Source organism: Paludibacterium sp., from assembly GCF_019232825.1.
GTDB lineage: Bacteria > Pseudomonadota > Gammaproteobacteria > Burkholderiales > Chromobacteriaceae > Paludibacterium.
In genome coordinates this window covers 1-21,983 of sequence record NZ_JAFAND010000140.1, presented here as the reverse complement: position 1 = coordinate 21,983, position 21,983 = coordinate 1, and the positions used below count along the sequence as shown (strand labels likewise).

Genomic DNA, 21,983 nt, shown 5'->3' with positions numbered 1-21,983 from the left:
CTACCCCCCTATCCCGGCCGACGCCAGCAGCCGGGTCCCGCTGTCCGGCGCGCCGGACAGCGTCTTGGCCAGGTTGCCCGGCAAGCGGCCGTCGACCACGAAGGTGGCGATGCCGTGGCCCGCGGCGCGCAGCCCATTGACGACCTTGGCGCGCATGCCGCCGCTGACGTCGAGTCCGGCGCGGCCGATGCCCGCCAGCGCCTCGCCGTCTTCCGGCGTCAACTGCGGGTAGATCGCCTCGCTTTGGCCGTAGTCGCGGTAAACGCCGCGCGCCCGCGTGGCCAGCACCAGGCAGGCGGCGCGCAGGGCCAACGCCACGTCCACGGCGATGATGTCGCTGGAGCAAACGGCAAAACCCTCGCCGTCGAGCACGAAATTGCCACCGATCACCGGCGTGATGCCGTGACGCAGCAAATCGGCCACCATGCGGCAATCCAGCGCCGCCGCCAGGCCGTTTTGGGCGCTAAACAGCGCCAGGGCCGGCAAGCGCAATGGGCGCAAGCCGCCCTGCTCCAGGCAATCGACCACATCGAGCTCCAGCCTGGCCAGATCGCGCGAAACACGCGCGACCACGTCGGCCCGGCCCCGCGCCAGACGACCATCCAAATAGCCGTAGTGGCGCGCCGGCGGCTTGCCGAAGGCGCCGGTGCCATGCACCAGCACCAACGGCCGGCCGGCGGCGGCCAACTCCCGCGCGCGCTCAAGCAGCAATACCCGGTCGGCGCGCGGCCCGTCGGCCCCATCGACCGTGATCAGGCCGCCGCCCAGTTTCACCACCGCGCAACCGGTTTCGAGCGGTGGCGGCGCGCGCAGGATTCGGCTCACGATCGGCCCGCCTTAGGCTGCCACGGCGATGGCATTGGCCGCCTTGATGAACTGCTCGGCCTTGCCCGGATCGATCGAGGTGCCACGATCGTAGCCGCCGCACACCGCGCCGCGCACGCCGACCACATCGGCGCCGACGCGCGCCAGCACCGGCAGATGTTCGGCGCGCACGGAGCCCGCCAGCGCCACCTTCAGGCCATGGTCATGCGCCAGGCGGACGAACTCGGCGAGCTGATCCTCGGACAGTGAATCGAACAGCGTCTTGCCGTCCTTGATATAGGTGTCGACCATCACCATGTCCGACTTGGCCGTGGCGGCGATCTCCACCAGCTGTTTGGGCGACAAGCCGCCGAAGCGGCGATAGTCGGCATAGCCGGCGGTCACCACGGTCACGTTCGGGTCGTGGTCCTTGCAGGTGCGCACCACCGAGCGCATCAATTCCACGCCCTCGGCCACGTTTTGCGAGCCATGCAGGCCGGCCTTGACGTATTTGACGCCGCAGCTGACCGCGCCCAGCGCCGCAAGCGAGGCGGTGCCCGGCTTATGCGGCAAATCGCCCAGCGTGGCGCTGAACACGACTTTCGGATCGTTGATGCGCCCGATCACCTCGCGGATGATCCAGGGAAAGCTGGCGCCCAGCGATCCTTCATGGATGTTCTTGATGTCGATGATGTTGGTGCCGCACTGCCAGGCCACAACCGCTTCCGCCGTACTGATAGGACTGATCAGAACCTTCATTCGATGCCCCTTGGAGTCTCGTTGAACCACTCGGCAGCCGCCAGCGGCGGCCTGCCCCGGTAATGCCGTCTCCCGCGCCATCGTCATCTATGACAAAAGAAAATCGCAAAAACAATATTTATGCGATGCGGGTGAAACTACATTACGGTGGAATATATGCGAATGAAACTGTCATTGCGGCGGAGGGCACCACGCGCCGAAAAGAGCGCGCGTCATGACTGAATCCGTCTTTCGCAACGAAAAATGACGACGGCGACAACGTGAATAAGCCGCGAAGGCAAGGCGGAAGGGGACGACGCGAAATGCAACTGTAATATTGTTCAATTCTTAATTATTGATAATAAGTTTACGCTCCCTCCCCGCACTACCAGCAAGCAAGCGAGGAGGCGACCAATGGGGCACACCGGGTGGGAAGCCGAGCACGGCATCCATCATGACGCCATCGACGAACTGCCGAGGATCGTCCAATTGCGCGACAACCTGTTCGGCGCGGCCTTCCCCCTGATGAAGCTGCTGCCGGCACGCATCATTCTCGATAACGCCGAACGACGCGGCGACCTGCGGCCCGGCGCGGCCATCGTCGAGAGCACCTCGGGCACATTCGGCCTGGCGCTCGCCATCCTCTGCGCGCGGCGCGGCTATGCGTTGACGCTGGTGGGCGACTCCGCCATCGACGCCTATCTCGCCGCCCGGCTCGCGACGCTTGGCGCGCGCGTCGAACGCATCGACCGCCTCATTGAAGAGCGCGAGGGGCCGCAGCGGGCCAGGCTTGAGCGCGTCAAACAAATCCAGCAGACGGACGGCGCATTCTGGACCGAGCAATACTTCAATCTCGGCAATATGGATTCCTACCGTCTGGTCGCCGATCACCTCCTGGCGGCGTTGCCGGGCATCGACGCGCTCATCGGCACGGTCGGCACCGGCGGCTCGGTGTGCGGCACCGCGATCGGCCTGCGCCAACATCGGCGCGCGCTGCGCGTCATCGGCGTCGACACGCATTACAGCGTGCTGTTTGGCCACCCAAACGGCAAACGCCTGTTGCGCGGGCTGGGCAACAGCCTGATTCCCGCGAACATCCGCTACGAGGAATTCGACGAAGTGCATTGGGTATCGGCGGCCGAGGCCTATCTGGCCTGCCGCGCGCTGTATAAGGAGCATGGCCTGTTCATGGGCGGCACCAGCGGCGCGGCGTTTCTGGTGGCCGACTGGTATGCCCGCCAGCACCCCGACCAGACGGTGGTCACGCTGTTTCCCGACGAAGGCCACCGCTACTTCGACACGGTCTACAACGACGACTGGGTCAAGACGCTGCCGCATTGGCGCGAGGTCGACTTCCGCGCTTTGGCGCCCATCGCCGTGCGGGCGCCGGCGGATGAATTGACCTACTGGTCGCATTATCACTGGAACCGGCGCCATGGCCCGCGCTGACCGCCCAGTGGTGGTGCTGGTGGAGAGCAATACCACCGGCACCGGCGAAATGTTCGTCGACCGGCTGATCGAACGCGGCTACGCCGTGCACTTTTTCACCCGCGCGCCGGATAAATATCCGTTCTTGTCCGCCAAGCCGCTGACGTTGCACCACGTCGACACCGGCGACGATGCCCGGCTGCTGCGCTTGGCGTGCGATTTGGGCGCGCCGGTCGCGGGCGTCTGGTCCGCCTCGGAATACGCCATCGGCGCCGCGAGCCGGCTGGCCCAACAGCTGGGGCTGCCTTGCCTGGCGCACGACGCCATCGCCGCCTGCCGAGACAAGGCCTATCAGCGCCTTCTGCTCAATAGCAGCGGCCTGAGCCCCGTCCCCTACCGCGTCGTCGCCGACGCCAAGCAAGCATTGGCCGCCGCGGACGACATCGGCTTTCCGCTGGTGGTCAAACCCGTTTCCGGCTCCGGCAGCGTCGGCGTGCGCGTCTACCGCACGCGCGCCGCCATGCGGCGCGACGTCGCCCGCCAACTCGCCGACATACCGGATGGACGCTATCTGGTGGAAAGCCATATCGCCGGGCCGCAGTACTCGGTGGAGCTCTTCGACGGCGAGGTCATCGGCCTCACCCGGCAGTATTACGGCCCGCCGCCGGCCTGCATCGCCGTCGGCCATGACTTCCCGGCCATGCTCGACACCGCGGCCACGCGCGCGCTCGCCGATCTGGCGCGCGCCGCGGCGGCGTTGTTCGGCCTCGCGCGCGGACCGGTGCACATCGAGGCGCGGCTTGGCGCCGAAGGCGGCGGACGCATCATCGAAATCAACCCGCGCCTGGCCGGCGGCTACATCCCGGAATTGATCCGCCTGGCCACGGGCATTGACCTGATCGCCTGGTGCATCGACTTTTGCACCGGCTCGGCGCGTCGCCCTGGTCCGCCACGCCAACACCACGCCGCCATCGGCTTTTTCCTGCGCGGACAGCATGACCCCGCGCGCATCGCCGCGCCGGCGCCCGATTGCGCGGTCACCCTCTACCCCCCTCGCGCCGACGTCGATGGCGGCAGCCGCCAAGGCGATTTCCGCGACCGCTTCGGTCACGTCGTCGCCGTGGCCGATCAGGCCGGCCTGGCGCGCGAGCGGGTCGACCGCTTTTTGCACGGCCTGTCCATTTGACTCATGGGGTTTCGCATGAAAAAGACCGTCCTGGTGCTTGTCTCCCACATCGAACAACTGCGGCTCGACAATTATCTGATCCTCCCCAACGCGCTGTTGCGCGCCGGCCTGCGCGTATGGGTCGCCGACATCGAAACCCTGGCCATCGCCGACCGGCACGTGACGGCGGCGTGTCACGAGGTCGACGAATCGGTCTATCTGAAAGGCGAAAGCCTCAATAGCCTGCCATCGCACCCCCGGCCGGTGGACGGCGTCGATCTGGTCTGGTCGCTGGCTAGCCCCCACCCCGATCTCTATTTGTCGACCTTTCAGCTGCTATGGGTACTCAATCAGCGCGTACCGTTCGTCAACGACGCCAGCGCCCTCTTGTTCATGAACAACAAAATCACGCTGTCCGAAACCATCCCGGCCGAGCACCTGCCGGAGTCCTATGTCGTCAGCGACTACCGCTTCCTGTTCGACAAGTTGGAACAAGACCGCGCGCGCCGCTGGGTGCTCAAGCCCGCCAACGAGGGATGCGGCGCCGATGTGTTTCTGGTCGGCATGGCGGAGAGAAATGCCCGCGCCATCGTTCAGTCCGCCACCGGCAACGAAGTCGCCAATTACGAACGCTACGGCCGCGCCACCATCGGCCTGTCGCGCAAATACGCCGCCATGCAGGCCTACGTGCCCAACGTCACCGAAAACGAAAAACGCGTGCTGATCGTCGGCGGCGAACCGTTATGCGGCTTCCGCCGCTATCACCATGACGACGACCATCGCGCCAACGTCACCCTGGGCAACAAGTACGACGGCTTGACCCTGGACGAGGCGGAACGCGCCTTCTGCCGCGCGCTGGGTCAGCGCTTGATGACCTATGGCATTTACTACGCCGGCCTCGACCTGGCCTACCCCTATGTCTTGGAGCTGAACCTGGTCAATCCCGGGGCGCTCAACTATTCGCTCAAGGCCACCGGCATCGACCAATCCGACGAGGCGATCCAGCTGCTACTCAAGGCGCTCAGAGAACGGGGCAAGGCGGCGTTATGAAGCTCGTCGCCGTCTTGCGCGACCGCGCGATCCGTCGCCTCTGGTCGGCACTGACACTGTCGTGCATCGGCGCCGAGTTCTACGCCTTCGCCATCGTCTGGCTCGCCACCGACCGGCTGGGCTACCTGGCCAGCTATCTGGTGGCCCTGCAAGCCGCCATCGTGCTCTTCGCCACCTTTACCGCCGGCGCGCTGACCGATGGCGTCTCCAACCGGCGCATGATGGTGTGGTCCGATTTCGTGCGCGTGGCCGGCACCCTGCTGCCCTTCGTCTGGTGGCTGGGTTTCGGCGATGTGCCGTTGACCGTGCTGGCGGTCACCATCGTGCTGGTCTCCTACTTCCGCCCGGTGTTCGATCCGGCGCTGCAAGCGACCATCCCGGCCATCACCCGCAGTCCATCGTTGCTGCAGGCCATCAATGGCCTATTCGACGTCGTGCGCCGCGTGGCACGGGTGATCGGCCCGGCGCTCGCCGCCTTCTTGTTCGCGCGCGTCCCGGTCTATGCCTTCTTTCTGCTCAACGCCATCACCTTCCTGATTTCCGGGCTGGCGATTCTGTCACTCGGCACGCGCCTCGACACGCCGGTTCGTCCGGCAACGCATCGCCGCGCCGGGCTGATCGGCAAAACGGCGCGCGACTTTTTCGCCGGCTGGCAGGCGATGCGCGCAGAGCCGACGATCCATTACCACTTACTGGCCTACGCCATCTGCAATGGCGGCTGGTACGTCAGTCTGGTGGTGTGCGTGGCGCTGCGCATCCACGCCGCGTATCCCGCGCACTCCAGCTACTTCGGCTACGTGATCGGCATCTATGGCCTGTTCAACGTCCTGTCCAACCTGGTGTTTTCGGAAGTGCCGATCAAACGTCCGGTGCTGGCCATGTCGTTGGGGCGCGTGCTATCCGGCGTCGCGCTGTTGGCCATGGCCTGGGCGACCCGCCTACCGGGCATCATGCTGTTCGCCGCCATCGCCTCGCTCGGTGCGCCGATCACGCAGATTCCGCTGGCGACCTTGATGCAGACGCACTTCGAACCTCATCAAGTGGTGCGCGTGTTCCGCATCCGCATGTTCTACGAATGGCTGTTCCTGCTATTGGCGCTGCTGCTCGCCCCGTCGCTGCTGCGTCTGATCGGCGTCGACGCGTTGATGGCCGCCGCCGCGCTGGTTTACGTCGTGCTCGGCGCCGTGGGGCTCAAATTGACGCGCGAACTGCCGCCGCGCGGCGCATGGCCCGACGAAGCGCTCGAAGGATGAAAGGACGATATGTATCTCGATGAAAACTTCCAGCGCCTGAGTGCGGCGTATGTGGCCGCCCACCCGGCGGCGTTTCGCGCCGAGGCGGCGCAGATCAAGCAAACGCTGCGGCGGCCGCAGCGCGTGCTGGCCTTTCCGCCCATGGTGCTGTCGCCGGCCCGCTTTGCCGAGATCGAACGCAGCGCCACCGAGCTGGTGCGCCTGCTGTCGGCGCTGCCCTGGCGCGTGTTTGCCGGCCAGGTCGGCCCATGGATGGATTTTCTCGGCCTGGACGAGGCGGCGCGCGCGCTGCTCGCCCCGCTCGCCAGCGCCGAACGCCTGCGGCAGGCGACCTGCTTTGCCCGCCCCGACATGCTGCCGACCGCGTCCGGCTTCCGCGCCACCGAAATCAACGTTGCCTCGTGCATCGGCGGCATGGGCATGCTGGAGCGCTATCTGACGGCCTTTCAAGCCGGCGCGTTCGGCCGCTATCTGGCCGCGCAGGGCTTGCACGCCGCGGCGCCCCCCACCGGCGCGCGCTGGCGGCAGGCGCTCGCCGCGCGCACGCCGGTCGCCGCTCAGGCGGCACGGCCGGTGATTTTCGAGGCGCGCGCCAATCCGGCCGACAGCAATTCGGGCCGGGCCAACTTCATTCACATGGCCGAGCAAGCCGGTTTCCAAGTGCGCTGCGGCCTGATCGGCGAGCTGACGCTACGCGCCGACGGCGTCTATGCCGGCGCCGAGCGTATCCATACCGTCTACGCCATGTTCACCTGGGACGAACTGCGCCGTTTCGTGCCCGCCGCGCTCCTGCTCGACCTGTCGGCGCTGGAGCAGAACGGCAAGGTCGACTTGGTGCTGCCGCTGGTGACGGCGCTGTTCGATCACAAGGCCAACTTCGAGATTCTGAGCGATCCCGCGTTCGCTCACGCTTTCACGGCGGAAGAACAGCAGCTGCTGCGGCGGTCGATTCCGGCCACATTCCGCTTGCGTTCGGAGACGCTGGCCGACGCGCTGGCCGGCCAAGATCAGCTGGTGCTCAAGCCAACCAGCCAGTACGGCGGCAAGGGCATCGTGATCGGCAAACAAGTGACGGCGGCCGAATGGCGCCAGCGCCTGGCCGCCGCCAGCGAACTCGGCGGCTACGTCTGCCAGCAAATCGTGCCCGACCTGTGGGTCCGGCCGGCACTGGCGGGCGACGATTGCCCGGCCTGCCTGACCGCGCTCGGCCCGATCGTCTTCGATGGCCGCTTTTCCGGCGTCTACCTGCGCCAAATGCCGGCGCAGGCGGCCACGCCGGTGATCAACGCCGCCAACGGCGCCGAGGACGGCATCGCGCTGGGGGTCATGGGCGGCACTTGAACTTTTTCGCGGCAAACCCATATGAAACAGCGGGATACTGCCTTTCGGCACCCTTTCTTCAACAGGAGGAACAACCATGCTCTATCGATCCCTGTTCCCCCGCAACCTGTTTGCGGAACTGGACCGAATCCAACGTGAAATGATGCAAAGCGCCGATCTGTCGCCCAGCATCCGCGGCCTCTCCCGGGGAGGCTTTCCCGCGCTCAACATCGGCACCCGCCCTCAGTCCGTCGAGATCTATGCTTTCGCGCCAGGCCTTGACCCGGCCGGCATCGAGGTGCAATTGGAAAAGGGCGTGCTGACCATCGCCGGGGAACGCAAAGCCGCCTCGTCGGCGCAAGGCGAAAACACGACCCTGCACATCGACGAATGCTTCACCGGCCGCTTCCGCCGCGTGGTCGCGCTGCCGGACGACATCGACGCCAACGCCGTCGACGCGCAGTACCGCGATGGCGTTTTACACATCAGCATTCGCCGTCAGGCCGCGACCCAGCCGCGCCGTATCACCGTGCAATAGTGAAAGGAGCTTGCGATGAATGAACAAAACACGACTCCCATGCCTTCCGGCGACGAACGCGATGCCGCGCTGTTGCCTGCGGTAAACGTGATCGAAGACGCGGCCGGCATCACGCTGCTTGCCGATCTGCCCGGCGTACCCAAAGACAAGCTGCGGCTGCAGATCGAAACCGACACCTTGATCATCGAAGGCGACATGCAGTTGAACATGCCGGAGGACATGGCGCCGACCCATGTCGAAGTCGGTTCTCCCCGCTACCGCCGGGTGTTCACCTTGTCGAAAGAACTGGATGCCGAACGGGTGACCGCCGAGTTCGAACAGGGCGTGCTGACGTTGCGCATACCTAAGGCCGCGCACGCACAGCCGCGCAAGATAGCCGTGCGGGTAGCGTAATCATCGACAACCCAAGGCCGTACCTTGTGCGGCCTTGGGTCCAGCGGCCAGTCAGCCACGCCGCCAGGGCGTAAACCCCGTCACCAGCGCGGTGCCGGCCAACACCAGCGCGCCGCCGGCCAGCATCGTCCAGCCGACCGGTTCGCCCAGCAACAGCGCGCCCCACAGAATGCCGAACAGCGGAATCAGATAAGTCACCGTCAACGCCGGGGCGGCCCCCAGGTCGGCCACCAGCCGGAAGTACAGCAGGTAAGCCACGCCGCTGCAGAGCACGCCCAACGCCAAGACCGACGCCCATACCAGCGTCGGCGGCATCGCCATCGGCCGCGCCGTGGCCAAGGTCAGCGGCATCAGCAGCAGCGTCGCGCCCCACATGCTGCCGTGCGCGTTGGCGAACGGCTCCACCGCCGGCGCCGACTTGGCGTAGGTCGTGGCAATGCCGTAGCTGCAGGCGGCCGCCAGGCCCGCCGCGATCGCCTGCCAGCCGCCGGCGGGCAGGCGCAGCGCCTCGCCGCCGGCCAGAAGCGCCACGCCGGCCACGCCCAGCGCGAGCCCGAGCAAAGCCTTGGGCGCGAGCCGTTTTTTCTGCCACAGCGCGCCGATCAGCGCCGCCCAGATCGGCGCGGTGGCGTTGAGCACCGACAACAGCGAGGCCGACACCGTTTGGGCGGCAAAGGCGAATAGCAGAAACGGCAACGCGGAATTGAAGCCCCCGAGCATCAGAAAATGGCGCCCCTGCCTGGCCAATGGCAGCGGGCGACGCAGCCATGCCGCCACCGCCAGCAGAAACAGCGCCGCGAGCCCAACCCGGATCTGGATCAGCAGGGCCGGCCCCAATACCGGCGCGCCGATGCGCATGAATAAAAATGACGCCCCCCAGATGGCGGATAGCGACAGCAGACGGATGACGTGCGAAAACCCCATGAAGCTTCTCCTTAAGGACCTTTAGCGCTCTGTGGATATGCCTGCCAGTATCGCCTTGGCGTGAAAAAACGCATTCCGTTTATTGCGCATTGCAAGGCCGGCGGTCGGCGCAGAACCCTTTTCTTTTATTTGTGCAAAGTACTACTGTAATTGAGAGCGATATCTATTTCGCTTTGCGAGCTTAAAAAGGATAAGCAGTGAAAAACAAGACCCCGCCGACCCTGCGCGAGAGGGTGATGCGCGAGGAGGACTTCATCGTCTCCAAAACCGACCCGCGCGGCATCATTACCTACGGCAACCAAACGTTCATCGAATTCTCCGGCTACAGCGAGCAGGAATTGCTGGGCCAGCAGCACAACATCATCCGTCACCCCGATATGCCGCGCGGCGTGTTCAAGTTGCTGTGGGACACCATCGTCACCGGGCAAGAGGTGTTCGCCTACGTCAAGAATCTATCCAAGGATGGCGGCTTCTACTGGGTGTTCGCCAACGTCACGCCGGACTACGACGAACATGGCCGCATTGTCGGCTACTACTCGGTGCGCCGTTGTCCGCGGCGGCCGGCGGTGGATATCTGCGCCGGCTTGTACGCGCAAATGCTGGCGGAGGAACAGCGCGCCGGCCCGCGCGACGCGTGCGCGGCGTCGATGGCCTTGCTGCAATCGCTGCTCGATCAGAAGGGGGTCAGCTATGAACAGCTTGTCCTTTCGCTCTAGCCCCAGAGGGGCGCTGTGGCTATTGGGCGGCCTGCAGGCCGCGGGCTTTCTCTGGGCGTGGTGGCAACACGGCTTCGATGCCGGCCTGCTGATCCTGCTGCTGTTGGCGCTGGCGCTGATTGCATGGCGCGGGCGCGGGCGCGCCGGCGGCAATAGCCTGCTGCGCCAGATCAAGGAGACCACGCAACAGGCCGCCGCGGGGCAATTATCGGCGCGCATCACCGCCATTCCGCCCGAGGACGAGTTCAGCGAAGTCGCCTGGCGCATCAACCAGGTGCTCGATCAGCTCGAAGCCTGCTTTCGCGAACAGATGACGGTGATCGACAAAGCCGGCGCCGGGCAATTTTTCCGCAAGGTGCAGCCGGTTGGACTGCACGGCATGTTCCGCGCCGTGCTGCAGCGTACCGGCAACGCCTGCGCGAGCCTGGCGCAAAACGCCGATCTCGAACACCGCAACGCGCTGCTATCGCGCTTGGGCGCGCTCAACACGCACAATCTGCGCGCCAACCTGGCCACCACCGTCTCCGATATGGAAGGCATCGCCGCCACCACGCAGCAGTTGGCGCGTCTGTCGCACGCCAACGCCGACGGCGCCGCCGACAGCCAGCGCCTCATCTCGGACATTGTGCTGACGCTGGCGCGCATGATCGAACAAATCGATCGCAGCGACGCCTCGCTGCAAGGGTTCGGCACGCTGGCCGATGAGGTGGGCACCGCCGTCACCGTCATTTCCGACATTGCCGACCAAACCAATCTGCTGGCGCTGAATGCCGCCATCGAGGCGGCGCGCGCGGGCGAGATGGGGCGCGGCTTCGCCGTGGTCGCCGACGCCGTGCGTCAACTGGCCGAGCGCAGCAAAGCCGCCTCCGGCGACATCGCTCACGCGATGGGCACGTTGGCGCAGCGCGCGCGCGAAGTGGTGCAGATCAGTGAAGCCATGCGCCAGATGGCGCACGAATCGGAAGCGCACTTGTCCGGCGTCGAGCAGCGCTTTGCCGAGGATGCCGGGCGGGCGCGCCAGGCCATGCAGGATATCGACCGCGTCAACGATATTTGCATCGCCTCGCAGGCCAAGGCGGAAATTTTGTCGTTCAAGCAGAACGGCTACATCGCCGTGATCGGCGGCGAGCAGGCTGCGGACGCGCGTCAAACCGCGCAGCAGAACGCCGAGGACGGCTTTTTCGCCAGTTGGTACCAGGCGGCGGCGCAACAGCCGGCTTACCAAAACCTGCCGGCCTTCCAGTCGCTAGAGACCAGCAACCGGCAAATTCACGACGCCATGCACCAGGCCATGGTGCTTGCCGCGGATAATTGGGTCGACCGGCCCGACTTGCAGCAAAAGATCCTGCAGCAATTCCAGCAGGTGGAACAGGCCAGTCAACAGGCCTTCGCGCAGCTCGACCAGCTGATGCTGGCCAAACGCTGAGCGCCGTGCCGGCTCAGGGCAGCCAACGCCACCACACCGAGAGCAACAGCATCAGCGCCAACGCTTGGTTCATCCGTTTCACCCGGCGCGCGCTGTTGAGCAACCGTGCCGCGCCGATGCCGAGATAGGCCCAACAGGCCAGGCACGGCAGGGCGATGAGGAAGAACATCACCGCCAGCAGCAGCACGTGCTCGCGCCGCGCCGGCCCCGCCACGGTGAACAGACTCGCGCTGGCTAGCGCCATCATCCAAGCCTTCGGGTTGACGAGTTGCAGACCGGCCGCCCCGATCCAGCCTAAACGGGGCGTCGGTTCGTCCGCCGCGCGCGGCGCCAGCGCCTCGGCCGGACTGGCATAAATCTGCCAGGCCAAATAACTCAGCCAGATACTGCCGGCCCACAGCATGACCGCCTGGATGCCCGGATAGCGGGAAAACACCTCGCCAAGCCCCATGCCCATGAACCCGATCATCGCCGCCACGCTGGCGCCCGCGCCCAGCACGATCGGCCAAGCGGCAGCCCAGCCGTAACGCGCGCCGTGCGTCAGTACCAGAATATTGGTCGGCCCGGGCGTGATGGCGGCGACGAACGCGAACAACATGAAAGGCAGCAACTGAGTCATGGCGGCGCTCCGCAATCGCAGGATGAGCGTCGATTGTCGTGCGCCGATGCCGCTCAGTCTGGAAGATTTGTGCAGTGGAAATAACGTGCCGGCGTCAGGCGATAGGCGCGGCGGAACCAGCGGCCGAGATGGCTTTGATCGGCAAAGCCCAGGTCGGCCGCCGTCCGCGCCGGGGGCACCCCCTGAGCGAGCAAGACGCGCGCCCGCGCCAGCCGCAGCTGGATCAGATAGGCATGCGGCGCCAAGCCATAGGCGGCCTTGAACGCCCGGGTCAACCGGAAACGGTCCACGCCGGTCACGCGCGTCAGGTCGTCCAGACTCACTTCATCCCCCAGATGCGCGTGCAGATAGTCTCGCGCCTGACGCGCCACCACCGGCTGACGGGGATCCGCGGCGGGCCTTTGCCGCCAATACACATGCGCGGTCAGCCGCGCCAGCAGCGCGTCCAGCGCCGCCTGGCGCACGATGAGCGGGTCGCGGTCGTGCAGCGCCGCGAAGGCGTGGGCGATCGCGCGCGACAACACGACATCGCTGGTCAGCGTATTGCCGAAAGTCAGCAGGTAATGGCTGGGCGTTTCGTCGAACTGGGCGCGCATGGCGCCATCCAGCCACGCCGGATCGAGATACAGCGTCGAGTAGGTGAAGCCGCCGCGTGCGGGCGCCTCGCCATCGTGGATTTCGCCCGGTTCGAGCAAAAACACCTTGCCGGGCGTGCTCTGGTGCCGGCTGCGCCGGCAATGAAACTGCTGCACGCCTTGGCGGGTGACGCCGACCAGATAGCTGTCGTGCCAATGCGGATCGTAGGCATGGCCTTCGAAATGCGCCTGAATGGTTTCGATGCCGGTATCGGTATCTTGCTGCAAATCGATCCAGTCTTGCTGCAGATCGATCCCGTTTTGCTGTCGCATCGCCGCGCCTCCCGTCAGCCAGGATGGTTCTCATTATCGTTCATAACCCATTTAGTTTGGCAAGCCACAACAACTACTGATCTGTATTGTTTTCACCCGCCAAGGCGCGCACACTACCGATCTGTAGCATTTATCTTTGGAGCCCCGGATGCCCCCCTTGTCTTTGCGCACGCTGGAAACCGCCGACGATCTCGCCAAGCCGGTCTTGCAGGAACTGAAAAACCGCTATGGCGCCATTCCCAATTTCTACGCCGGGCTTGCCATCGACGGCGCCACGCTCAACGGCTACCTGGCATTCGAACAGGCCATCGAAGACCGCTGCCTGCTGACGGTGAAGCAGCGTGAAATGATTTCGCTCGCGGTGGCCAACGCCAACGGCTGCCACTACTGCGTCAGCGGCCATACGTTCAGCGCCGGCCAAGCCGGGCTCGACAAGGCAGCGTGCCTGGCGATTCAGCAAGGCCAATGCGACGACGCCACCGATCAGTTGATCCTGGATGTGGCGCTGGAAATTCTGCAGCAGCGCGGCCGTCTGTCCGCCGGCACCTGGCGCGCCTACCGGCAGGCGGGGCTCGGCGAGGCGCTGCTGGTACAGATCTGCGCCTGGGTCGGCATCAACAGCTTCAGCAATTGGCTCAACAACCTCGTCGAGCCCAAGATCGATTTCCCGCGCGTGCCGCTGCAGTGAGCGCCGCCAAACGCGACGCCCTGCTCGACGTGGCTGAGGCGCTGTTTTACCGCGACGGCTTTCACGCCACCGGTGTGGATGCGATTCAAGCCGCCTCCGGCATTGCCAAGACGACGCTCTACCATCACTTCAAAACCAAGGACGATTTGATTCTGGCGGTACTGGAACGGGCGGCCGAACGGGCCCGGCGGCAACTGGACAAACTGGCGGACGCCGGCCGTGGCCGCGGCGCGGCCCGGCTGGCGGCGATCTTCGACGATCTGAGAAACGAGTGCCAAGCGCCTGGCTTCAACGGCTGCCTGTTCAATAATGCCGCCGCCGAGTTTTTCAGCCGCAACCCGGCGATCGTCGCGCTGGCCCAGCGGCACAACGCATGGATTGCCCAGCTATTCGCCCGGATATTGACGGAGGAAGGCCTGAACGGCGCCATCGCGCCGGCGGTGCTGGCGCTGTATGAGGGCATCATTGCCTTGGGCCGGGTACAGCCGGTCGAGCCGGCGCTCGGCGCCTGCACGGCTTGGTTGAACGCATTGGCCGGCTGACGGTAACAAGGGTTGTTCCACGGGCGCAATGGGTGTACGGTTTATGCCAAATAGATCACATTCAAACACCCCATCATGCCTGTCATCACTTGTATCGAAGATCTGCGCCGCCTGGCGCAACGGCGCGTGCCGCGCATGTTCTACGATTATGCCGACAGCGGTTCGTGGACCGAGTCCACCTATCGCGCCAACGAGCGCGACCTGCAAGCCATCCGGCTGCGCCAACGCGTGGCGGTCGATCTGACCCGGCGCAGCACCGCGACGGAAATGATCGGCCAAGCAGTGGCGATGCCGCTGGCGCTCGCGCCCACCGGCCTCACCGGCATGCAGCACGCCGATGGCGAAATCCTGGCGGCGCGGGCCGCGGCGGCCATGGGAGTGCCGTTCACGCTGTCGACCATGAGCGTGTGCTCGATCGAGGACGTCGCCGCCGCCACGGGCCAGCCGTTTTGGTTCCAGTTGTATATGATGCGCGACCGCGATTTCATGGCCGACCTGATCCGGCGCGCCAAAGACGCCGGCTGCAGCGCGTTGATGCTGACGCTCGACTTGCAGATGCTCGGCCAGCGTCACAAAGACATCAAAAACGGCCTGACGACGCCGCCGCGGCTGACGTTGCCCAATCTGCTGCACTTGGCCACGCGTCCGCGCTGGTGCCTCGGCATGCTGGGCACGCGGCATCGCAGCTTCGGCAACATCGTCGGCCATGCCAAGAACGTCACCGACTTGCGCTCGCTGAGCGTCTGGACCGCGGAACAGTTCGATCTGTCGCTCAACTGGCGCGACATCGAGTGGGTCCAGCGGCAGTGGGGCGGCAAGCTGATCCTCAAAGGCATACTCGATCCCGACGACGCCCGCCTTGCCGCGGACAGCGGCGCCGACGCCTTGGTGGTGTCCAACCATGGCGGCCGGCAGCTGGATGGCGCGCCCTCGTCGATCGCCGCGCTGCCGGCGATCGTCGACGCGGTGGGAGAGCGTATCGAAGTGTGGATGGACGGCGGCATACGCAGCGGTCAGGACGTGCTCAAAGCGCTGGCGCTGGGCGCGCGCGGCACGCTGATCGGCCGCAGCTTCCTTTACGGCCTGGGCGCGCAAGGCGAAGCCGGCGTCAAGCGGTGCCTGGAGATCCTCCACAAGGAATTGGATACCACCATGGCGCTCTGCGGCCTCACCCACATCGATCAGATCGGCCCCCAGGCCCTGTGGCAAGCGCCCCGCTAAGCGCCTCCGATCAAACTCGCCTCGCGCGCCGGCTGGCGCGCGTTCGCACCGCAATGCACGGCCCATCGCAATTTTCTTGATGAAATACCCGCCCCCCTGGCAAATAACCCAGGAAACACGACTTGAATCAAATATCCCCGCAATTTTGCGTTGCTATTGAAGCAGGCGGATTGCTAGATTAAGACAAGATGTAACACATTGTTTTAAAAAGATATTTACCCAAAAGCCAAGCTTTTATTATAGCCAACGATTTCAAGGAGGGATATGGCCTTTCGTTTCGCGACATTCAAGCGGGAACACTTAATCAACCATGACAAATAACTACAAAAATAATATACAAATAAAGGACTTAGAGAATGAAGACCATCAGAGCAAGACTGATCGTATTCGTTGTGCTGCTGGGCACGCTGATCGCGTTGGCGCTAACGATCGGCAGTTATCTACAAATGCGCAGCAATCTGATCGATGTCCAACTGACGACCAGCATTACCGGCGCAGCGGGGGACAGTACAAAACTGATTCAAAACTGGATCGCCGTGCGCAAAGCGATTTCCACCGCGGGCGCGGCGGCGGTGGCGGCGGCGCCCGACCCGCATCCGGCGCTGGTGCAGACCGCGCAGTCCGGCCAATTCGCGGCGGCCTACATCGGCATGGCCGATAAGCGCATGCTGACCGACCACGACATGGCGCTGCCGGCCGGTTACGACCCGACCGGACGGCCGTGGTACAAAGACAGCGTCAACGCCGCCGGCACGGTGATGACCCCGCCCTATGTCGACATGTCGACGCACAAGCTGGTGATCTCTTTCGTCGCCCCGGTCCATAAGAACGGCGCCTTCATCGGCGTGTTCGGCACCGACGTGCTGCTCGACGACATCGTCAAGAGCGTATTGAGCATCGACTTACCGGGTAACGGCTACGCGTTGCTGGTCGGCAAGGACGGTTCGGTGCTGGTGCACAAGGACGCCGACCGCGTGACCAAGCCGGCCAGCGATCTGTCGCCGGCCTTCAGCGCCGCTGCGCTCGCCGGGCTCGCCGGCAGCGGCAAATTGCAAGAGGCCAGCGTCAATGGCGTGACCAGTTTCGTCTATGCGCAGGAGATCCCCGACGCCGGCATGTATCTGGTGTTGGTGATCGACAAGGGCACCGCGCTGGCGCCGCTGTCGGGCTTGCTATGGCGCGCGATATTGACCTTCGTGATCTTACTGGTGCTGATCCTGCCGTTCGCCAGTCTGCGCATCAATCGCATGCTCTCCGGCCTCAAGCGGGTGCATGACATGATGAACGAGATCGCCCAGGGCGGCGGCGACCTGACGCGCCAGATCGAACTGACCGGCGAGGATGAAATCGCCCGTACCGCCCGCGCCTTCAACCGCTTCCAAGGCACGCTGCGCACCATGTTCCAAGAAGTGCGGCAAGAAGCCGATCAATTGGCGACCGGCATGCAGCGCGTCACCGGCATGTTGTCGGACGTCGCCACCGACTCGCAATCGCTGTCGGCCCTGGTTTCGGAAAACGCCGCCGCCATCGAGGAAATCACCGTCAGCATCTCGCACATCGCCGACAACACCAACGACGCCAATGGGCTGGTCAAGGACACCGGCACGCTGTCCTCCGAGTCGAGCGAAACGGTCAAGGACGTCGCCCGCGAAGTGGCCAGCTCCGCGCACGACGTCGAGGAACTGTCGTCGCTGCTCGACCGCTTGAGCGAACGGTCGCAGGAGATCAGCGGCATCATCAATGTCATCAAGGACATCGCCGACCAGACCAACTTGCTGGCGCTGAACGCGGCGATCGAAGCGGCACGGGCCGGCGAACAAGGACGCGGCTTCGCCGTCGTGGCCGACGAGGTGCGCAAGCTCGCCGAGCGTACGGCACAAGCGACCGTACAGATCACCGGCATGATCGAAGGCATCCATCACGAGGTCGACGCCGCGGTCACCGACATGGAGGACACGTTGCACAGCGTGCGCTCCGGCGCCGACGCATCGGACAACACCGCGCAGAAGATCAGCTCCATCCGCGAAAACATGGACGCCGTCATGAACAAGATGGACGAAATCGCGCTATCGACCCGCGAGCAGCTGGCCGCCACCACGGCCATGGCGCAAAGCGCGGAAAAGATCACCGGGCGCATGCAGAATTCCGATTCGCTACTGCAACATGCCGCCGCGGTGGTGGGTGAACTCAACAGCAGCGTCGAGGGGCTGCACGCCAAATTCAGCCACTTCAAGCTATAACGTCTCGGCATCCGGCCCGGCGATGGCGCGCCGGGCCTAAGGAAAAGTCGATTTTTCCCGGCCGATCCCGTACCCTGCAAACATGAATCAGCACTTCGCATCATGTAAGGCCTGGGTCAGAAGTAGCTGGCACAGGTTTCTGGTGAACCAGACCGCGCTGCTCACCGCCTTGCTGCTGATTGGCGTGTTCGGCGTGGGCGGGCTATTGGCCAATTCCGCCGCGCACGAAAACCGTGAATTCCGCATGCTGCTGCAGCATCAAGTCGCCGCCGGCCTGCGCGAACAGGCCGACGCGCTAGGCAAAACGCTGAGCGACTATGCGGTATGGAATGAGTTCAAGGACAGCGTCAGCCGCACCCATCCTGACTACCGCTGGCTGTCGCAAAACCTGACCCCGTCGATCTATACCAACCTGGACGTCGATATCGCGCTCTTGCTCGATCCCGCCGAGCGCAAGGTCGTGTATGCAATCAAATTCGGCCAAGTGCTGGCCGATCCGTCGCACGCGCTGCCCCTATCCGATGAGGACTGGCGCTGGATCGATGCCGCCATGCGCGCGCCCCACCAAAAAGCCAGATTCTCCGCCCTGGCACTGCGCGAAACACTTGGCAAACACGACCGTTCCCCGCGGCTGTATTTCACCGCCATCCAACCGGTGGAAAGCGAACAGGGCGAGATTCCGCCGCAACATGCCAAGCTATTGCTGTTCGCCCGCGACCTGGACGCGCCGCTGCTGCATAGCCTGTCGACCAGTTATCTGATCCGCGATCCACAGGTGCTGTTCGCGCCCGAAACCAACCCGGCGCGGATGAGCCAGCCGGTGACCGACCACGACGGCAGGCCGGTCGCCTGGCTGAGTTGGGACTTTACGCCGCCCGGCGACGCGTTGCTGATCCGGCTATTGCCGGGCGCCATCATTCTTTGCCTGTCGTTGATCGGCGTCGGCGCCTTATTGAACCGCCAGGCACGCCGCTTGCAGCGCGCCGAGGGCGAACTCTCGCGCCTGTCCTACCACGACCACGCCACCGGACTGCCGAACCGACACAAACTGCGCCAGCATTTGGACACCGTCACCGCCGCATCGCACCCGGGCGCCTGCGTGCTGCTGACGCTCGCCAACCTGGCGCAAGTGGCCGAAACCTATGGTCCACGTGTGAGCGAGCGGCTGATCACCGGTCTTGCCGCCCGCTTGGACGGCGAGATCCTGGCGGGAGAGATGGTGGCGCGGCTGGGAGAAGCGCGCTTCGCGCTCTGGTTGCAAAGCAACAGCGACACGGAACGCGCGGCCAGGCTCACTCGCTTGCAGCATCACCTGTTGCAGCCGCTGACGATCGACGAACTCACGCTGCATCCGCGCTTCCAGATCGGCGTCAGCCTGTTTCCCGACGACGGTGGCGACGCCGAGACACTGCTGCAACAGGCCGGCTCGGCGATGCAGCAAGCCGCCAGACAAGGCCGGCAAGCCTGGGTACGGTTCAATAGCGGCCTGAGCGAGGCGCGGCGCCAGCAAGGCCAGCTGCAGATGGCGTTGCGCCACGCGCTCGACCTGGGTCAGCTGCGGCTCAATTACCAGCCCTTCGTCGATCTCGGCAGCGGCCGCATCATCGGCATGGAGGCGCTGCTGCGCTGGTCCCACCCGCAGCATGGCGACGTTCCGCCAGGCGTGTTCATTCCGCTGGCGGAAGAAGACGACGCCTTGATCAACTCGCTCGGCGCCTGGGTGCTGGACGAAGCCTGCGCGCAGATCGCGCTATGGCGCCGCCGTTATGCGCCGGCGCTATTCATCGCCGTCAACGTATCGGTGCGGCAGATGGAAACGCCGGGGTTTCATCATATCGTTGCCGCCGCGCTCAAGCGGCATCACCTGCCCGCCGACGCCATCGAGCTGGAACTGACCGAAAACATTGCCGCCGACAGTGCGCCAGAATTGGAATTCAACCTTTCCTCGCTGCAGCGCATGGGCGTGTCGCTCGCCATCGACGACTTCGGCACCGGCTACGCCTCCTTTAGTTACTTGCGCCGCTTTCCGGCGGTGCGTCTGAAAATCGACCGGCAATTCTTCGACGGCGTGCCGGAAGACCCGCAAAGCAGCAACCTGGTCAAGATGATCGTCGCCCTTGGACACGCGATGGGCGCCCAAGTCATCGGCGAGGGCGTCGAGCGCGCCGAGCAGGTGGCCTTCCTCAAGCAAATCGGCGGCGATATTGCGCAGGGTTATTTCTTCAGCAAGCCACTGCCGCCGCGCGCGCTGGAAGCTTTGCTGGCCGAGGCACCCTACATGGTCCCCTGATACGCGCCATTTACGCCAAATAGCTTTCCATTTGTCATCTTTATACATAAAGAATAAATCTTAGCCCTGGACGGATGTCCGACCCTCGTCTAAGCATCAAGAGAGCGGTCCGGGCAACGCGTGGGGCGTCGTCCGCTTCTCCCGCCCTGCTGATGGAGACGCAGCCATGACGATTACCCAGAAACTAATGACAACACTTGCCGTCGCCTTGCTTTCGGTGCTATTGGTCGGCTTCTACGGCGTCTGGCAACTGGGTCAAGCCCAAGACCGCTTCCAGTACGTAATTACCAATACCTTTCCCAGTCTGGATGCCATGGTCCGAGCCCGCGCCGGTTTCAACGGACTGCGTCTGGGCGTGCGCGACCTGATGCTGGCGCAGACGCCGGCGCAACTGGATGGCGCCAAACAAGCCATCGCCAAGTCTGAAGCCGACTTCGACGCCGCCATCGGCGACTATCAAGCCCACTACATTATCAACGACGCCGACCGCCAATTACTCGACGCCGACAAGGCCGCCATGACGCCGTATCACGCTGCGGTCGACAAGGTCGCGGCATTGATGGCGGCAGGCAATCACGCGGAGGCCGACGTCACCTTGCGCCAAGTCGCGGTGCCGCAAGCGGCCGTGGTCTATAAAGTGCTGGACGATCATTACAAGTTCAACATCGACCAAGCCACTCAGGTCGGCCGGCAAAACCAAGCCGCCTATAGCCAATCGCGCCTGCTGTCATTCGCCAGCATCGTTGCCGCCTTCGTGATCACCGGCCTCATGGCGGCTCAGCTCTACCGCACCATCCGCGGCGGGCTGGAACAGATGCGCGGCGGCCTGGTCGCGGTCAGCGAATCGTTGGACTTCCGCCACCGCGTCGAGATCAAACGCAACGATGAAATCGGCCAAGCGGCGCAAGCCTTGAACCAGCTGCTCGACAAGCTGCAGCACAGCTTTCAGGCATTGCGCGGCATCGCCGAGGAAGTCGGCAGCGCCTCGCGGCAATTGACCGAGACCGCCGGTCAAGTGTCGACTGCCGCTTCGGCACAGAGCGAGGCCTCGTCCAGCATGGCCGCCACCATCGAGCAAATGACGGTGAGCATCAACCACGTGGCCGAACAGGCGAAAGTCACCCATGGCGGCGCCGTGTCCGCCAAGGACCTGGTCGACTCCGGCTCGACCGTGATCCGCCAGACCATCGACGACATCCACCGCATCTCCAACATGGTCAAGCAATCGGCCAACCGCATCCAGCAGCTGGAAACCGACAGCGGCCAAGTCGGCACGGTGATCAACGTGATCCGCGACATCGCCGACCAGACCAATCTCCTGGCCTTGAACGCCGCCATCGAGGCGGCGCGCGCCGGCGAGCAAGGCCGCGGCTTCGCGGTCGTGGCCGACGAGGTGCGCAAACTCGCCGAGCGTACCGCGCGCTCGACCCAGGAGATCTCCGCCACCATCGAGACCATGATGACGCGCGCCAAGGAAACCGCCGGCGAGATGGGCTCGGCCGAGCAGCTGGTGGCCACCAGCGTCGACCGCGCCGACGAGGCCAACAACGCCATTCAGCAGATCGGCGGCAATGCCGCCCAAGCGGCGCAAAACATCAGCGAGATCTCGGCCGCCATCCAGCAGCAAGGCGGCGCGAGCAACAGCATCGCCGTCCAGGTCGAACACACGGCGCAGATGTCGGAGCAATCGAGCGCGGCGGCCAAGCAAACCGCCGAAAGC

At 64.6% G+C, this 21,983-nt stretch carries 20 protein-coding genes; 15 read left to right on the top strand and 5 right to left on the bottom strand.

From position 1 onward, the window contains the following. Both JOZ06_RS18620 and JOZ06_RS18615 read right to left on the bottom strand, forming a co-directional pair. Complete coding sequence (locus tag JOZ06_RS18620; RefSeq protein WP_293235194.1) at positions 1 to 825, bottom strand: hypothetical protein; 825 nt, start codon at positions 823 to 825, stop codon at positions 1 to 3. Positions 826 to 837: 12 nt separating this feature from the next. Then, positions 838 to 1,563 (bottom strand): (5-formylfuran-3-yl)methyl phosphate synthase, encoded by a 726-nt coding sequence (locus JOZ06_RS18615; RefSeq protein WP_293235192.1) that lies wholly within the window; start codon positions 1,561 to 1,563, stop codon positions 838 to 840. 393 nt (positions 1,564 to 1,956) lie between these two features. Between JOZ06_RS18615 and JOZ06_RS18610 the strand changes: the two genes are divergently transcribed. The 7 genes from JOZ06_RS18610 to JOZ06_RS18580 all read left to right on the top strand — a co-directional run bounded on the left by JOZ06_RS18610 (position 1,957) and on the right by JOZ06_RS18580 (position 8,689). Beyond that, the gene (locus JOZ06_RS18610) at positions 1,957 to 2,991 is read left to right on the top strand and encodes a cysteine synthase family protein (protein WP_293235190.1); all 1,035 of its coding nucleotides are present in this window, start codon (positions 1,957 to 1,959) and stop codon (positions 2,989 to 2,991) included. Continuing rightward, positions 2,978 to 4,156, top strand: coding sequence for an ATP-grasp domain-containing protein (locus JOZ06_RS18605; protein WP_293235188.1), 1,179 nt, complete (start codon positions 2,978 to 2,980; stop codon positions 4,154 to 4,156). The genes JOZ06_RS18610 and JOZ06_RS18605 overlap by 14 nt, the downstream gene beginning before the upstream one ends. Before the next feature lie 15 nt (positions 4,157 to 4,171). Continuing rightward, positions 4,172 to 5,185, top strand: coding sequence for a hypothetical protein (locus JOZ06_RS18600; protein ID WP_293235186.1), 1,014 nt, complete (start codon positions 4,172 to 4,174; stop codon positions 5,183 to 5,185). Beyond that, positions 5,182 to 6,438, top strand: coding sequence for an MFS transporter (locus JOZ06_RS18595; RefSeq protein ID WP_293235184.1), 1,257 nt, complete (start codon positions 5,182 to 5,184; stop codon positions 6,436 to 6,438). Before JOZ06_RS18600 ends, JOZ06_RS18595 begins: the two co-directional genes overlap by 4 nt. Positions 6,439 to 6,447: 9 nt before the next feature. Next, positions 6,448 to 7,779 carry a hypothetical protein gene (locus JOZ06_RS18590; protein WP_293235182.1) on the top strand — a complete coding sequence of 444 codons (1,332 nt, stop codon included), beginning with the start codon at positions 6,448 to 6,450 and terminating at the stop codon, positions 7,777 to 7,779. Between the two features lie 76 nt (positions 7,780 to 7,855). Further along, positions 7,856 to 8,296 carry an Hsp20/alpha crystallin family protein gene (locus JOZ06_RS18585; RefSeq protein WP_293235180.1) on the top strand — a complete coding sequence of 147 codons (441 nt, stop codon included), beginning with the start codon at positions 7,856 to 7,858 and terminating at the stop codon, positions 8,294 to 8,296. Between the two features lie 15 nt (positions 8,297 to 8,311). Continuing rightward, positions 8,312 to 8,689 carry an Hsp20/alpha crystallin family protein gene (locus JOZ06_RS18580; protein ID WP_293235178.1) on the top strand — a complete coding sequence of 126 codons (378 nt, stop codon included), beginning with the start codon at positions 8,312 to 8,314 and terminating at the stop codon, positions 8,687 to 8,689. A 51-nt stretch (positions 8,690 to 8,740) separates the two neighbouring features. Here JOZ06_RS18580 and JOZ06_RS18575 read toward each other — a convergent pair whose 3' ends face one another. Then, positions 8,741 to 9,613, bottom strand: coding sequence for a DMT family transporter (locus JOZ06_RS18575; RefSeq protein ID WP_293235176.1), 873 nt, complete (start codon positions 9,611 to 9,613; stop codon positions 8,741 to 8,743). A 197-nt stretch (positions 9,614 to 9,810) separates the two neighbouring features. On the opposite strand from JOZ06_RS18575, the gene JOZ06_RS18570 reads away from it, so the two are divergent. Beyond that, positions 9,811 to 10,329: a PAS domain-containing protein gene (locus JOZ06_RS18570; RefSeq protein ID WP_293235174.1), complete on the top strand. Its 519-nt coding sequence runs from the start codon at positions 9,811 to 9,813 to the stop codon at positions 10,327 to 10,329. Further along, positions 10,304 to 11,755: a methyl-accepting chemotaxis protein gene (locus JOZ06_RS18565; protein WP_293235172.1), complete on the top strand. Its 1,452-nt coding sequence runs from the start codon at positions 10,304 to 10,306 to the stop codon at positions 11,753 to 11,755. The genes JOZ06_RS18570 and JOZ06_RS18565 overlap by 26 nt, the downstream gene beginning before the upstream one ends. Positions 11,756 to 11,768: 13 nt before the next feature. On the opposite strand, the gene JOZ06_RS18560 is transcribed toward JOZ06_RS18565, so the two are convergent. Both JOZ06_RS18560 and JOZ06_RS18555 read right to left on the bottom strand, forming a co-directional pair. After that, positions 11,769 to 12,374, bottom strand: a complete 606-nt coding sequence (locus JOZ06_RS18560; protein WP_293235170.1) for a LysE family translocator — start codon at positions 12,372 to 12,374, stop codon at positions 11,769 to 11,771. Positions 12,375 to 12,427: 53 nt separating this feature from the next. Next, on the bottom strand, positions 12,428 to 13,282 hold the full coding sequence (locus tag JOZ06_RS18555) for an AraC family transcriptional regulator (protein WP_293235168.1): 855 nt from the start codon (positions 13,280 to 13,282) through the stop codon (positions 12,428 to 12,430). Positions 13,283 to 13,430: 148 nt separating this feature from the next. On the opposite strand from JOZ06_RS18555, the gene JOZ06_RS18550 reads away from it, so the two are divergent. From JOZ06_RS18550 to JOZ06_RS18525, 6 genes are all read left to right on the top strand, one after another. Further along, positions 13,431 to 13,970 carry a carboxymuconolactone decarboxylase family protein gene (locus tag JOZ06_RS18550; RefSeq protein WP_293235166.1) on the top strand — a complete coding sequence of 180 codons (540 nt, stop codon included), beginning with the start codon at positions 13,431 to 13,433 and terminating at the stop codon, positions 13,968 to 13,970. After that, positions 13,967 to 14,512, top strand: coding sequence for a TetR/AcrR family transcriptional regulator (locus JOZ06_RS18545; RefSeq protein WP_293235164.1), 546 nt, complete (start codon positions 13,967 to 13,969; stop codon positions 14,510 to 14,512). Before JOZ06_RS18550 ends, JOZ06_RS18545 begins: the two co-directional genes overlap by 4 nt. A 75-nt stretch (positions 14,513 to 14,587) precedes the next feature. Continuing rightward, positions 14,588 to 15,733 carry an alpha-hydroxy acid oxidase gene (locus JOZ06_RS18540; protein WP_293235162.1) on the top strand — a complete coding sequence of 382 codons (1,146 nt, stop codon included), beginning with the start codon at positions 14,588 to 14,590 and terminating at the stop codon, positions 15,731 to 15,733. 356 nt (positions 15,734 to 16,089) lie between these two features. Beyond that, positions 16,090 to 17,973 (top strand): methyl-accepting chemotaxis protein, encoded by a 1,884-nt coding sequence (locus JOZ06_RS18535; RefSeq protein WP_293235160.1) that lies wholly within the window; start codon positions 16,090 to 16,092, stop codon positions 17,971 to 17,973. A gap of 142 nt (positions 17,974 to 18,115) precedes the next feature. After that, positions 18,116 to 20,263 (top strand): EAL domain-containing protein, encoded by a 2,148-nt coding sequence (locus JOZ06_RS18530; protein WP_293235158.1) that lies wholly within the window; start codon positions 18,116 to 18,118, stop codon positions 20,261 to 20,263. 166 nt (positions 20,264 to 20,429) lie between these two features. Continuing rightward, the coding region (locus JOZ06_RS18525) for a methyl-accepting chemotaxis protein (protein ID WP_293235156.1) at positions 20,430 to 21,983 on the top strand (1,554 nt) is incomplete at its 3' end.

Bases quoted from the DNA above. Each gene is read 5' to 3' on its own strand.
- JOZ06_RS18555 (WP_293235168.1), bottom strand. From the start codon at position 13,282: ATGCGACAGCAAAACGGGATCGATCTGCAGCAAGACTGGATCGATTTG.
- JOZ06_RS18600 (WP_293235186.1), top strand. From the start codon at position 4,172: ATGAAAAAGACCGTCCTGGTGCTTGTCTCCCACATCGAACAACTGCGG.
- JOZ06_RS18565 (WP_293235172.1), top strand. From the start codon at position 10,304: ATGAACAGCTTGTCCTTTCGCTCTAGCCCCAGAGGGGCGCTGTGGCTA.
- JOZ06_RS18575 (WP_293235176.1), bottom strand. From the start codon at position 9,613: ATGGGGTTTTCGCACGTCATCCGTCTGCTGTCGCTATCCGCCATCTGG.
- JOZ06_RS18595 (WP_293235184.1), top strand. From the start codon at position 5,182: ATGAAGCTCGTCGCCGTCTTGCGCGACCGCGCGATCCGTCGCCTCTGG.
- JOZ06_RS18585 (WP_293235180.1), top strand. From the start codon at position 7,856: ATGCTCTATCGATCCCTGTTCCCCCGCAACCTGTTTGCGGAACTGGAC.
- JOZ06_RS18560 (WP_293235170.1), bottom strand. From the start codon at position 12,374: ATGACTCAGTTGCTGCCTTTCATGTTGTTCGCGTTCGTCGCCGCCATC.
- JOZ06_RS18550 (WP_293235166.1), top strand. From the start codon at position 13,431: ATGCCCCCCTTGTCTTTGCGCACGCTGGAAACCGCCGACGATCTCGCC.
- JOZ06_RS18580 (WP_293235178.1), top strand. From the start codon at position 8,312: ATGAATGAACAAAACACGACTCCCATGCCTTCCGGCGACGAACGCGAT.
- JOZ06_RS18610 (WP_293235190.1), top strand. From the start codon at position 1,957: ATGGGGCACACCGGGTGGGAAGCCGAGCACGGCATCCATCATGACGCC.
- JOZ06_RS18540 (WP_293235162.1), top strand. From the start codon at position 14,588: ATGCCTGTCATCACTTGTATCGAAGATCTGCGCCGCCTGGCGCAACGG.
- JOZ06_RS18535 (WP_293235160.1), top strand. From the start codon at position 16,090: ATGAAGACCATCAGAGCAAGACTGATCGTATTCGTTGTGCTGCTGGGC.
- JOZ06_RS18590 (WP_293235182.1), top strand. From the start codon at position 6,448: ATGTATCTCGATGAAAACTTCCAGCGCCTGAGTGCGGCGTATGTGGCC.
- JOZ06_RS18605 (WP_293235188.1), top strand. From the start codon at position 2,978: ATGGCCCGCGCTGACCGCCCAGTGGTGGTGCTGGTGGAGAGCAATACC.
- JOZ06_RS18615 (WP_293235192.1), bottom strand. From the start codon at position 1,563: ATGAAGGTTCTGATCAGTCCTATCAGTACGGCGGAAGCGGTTGTGGCC.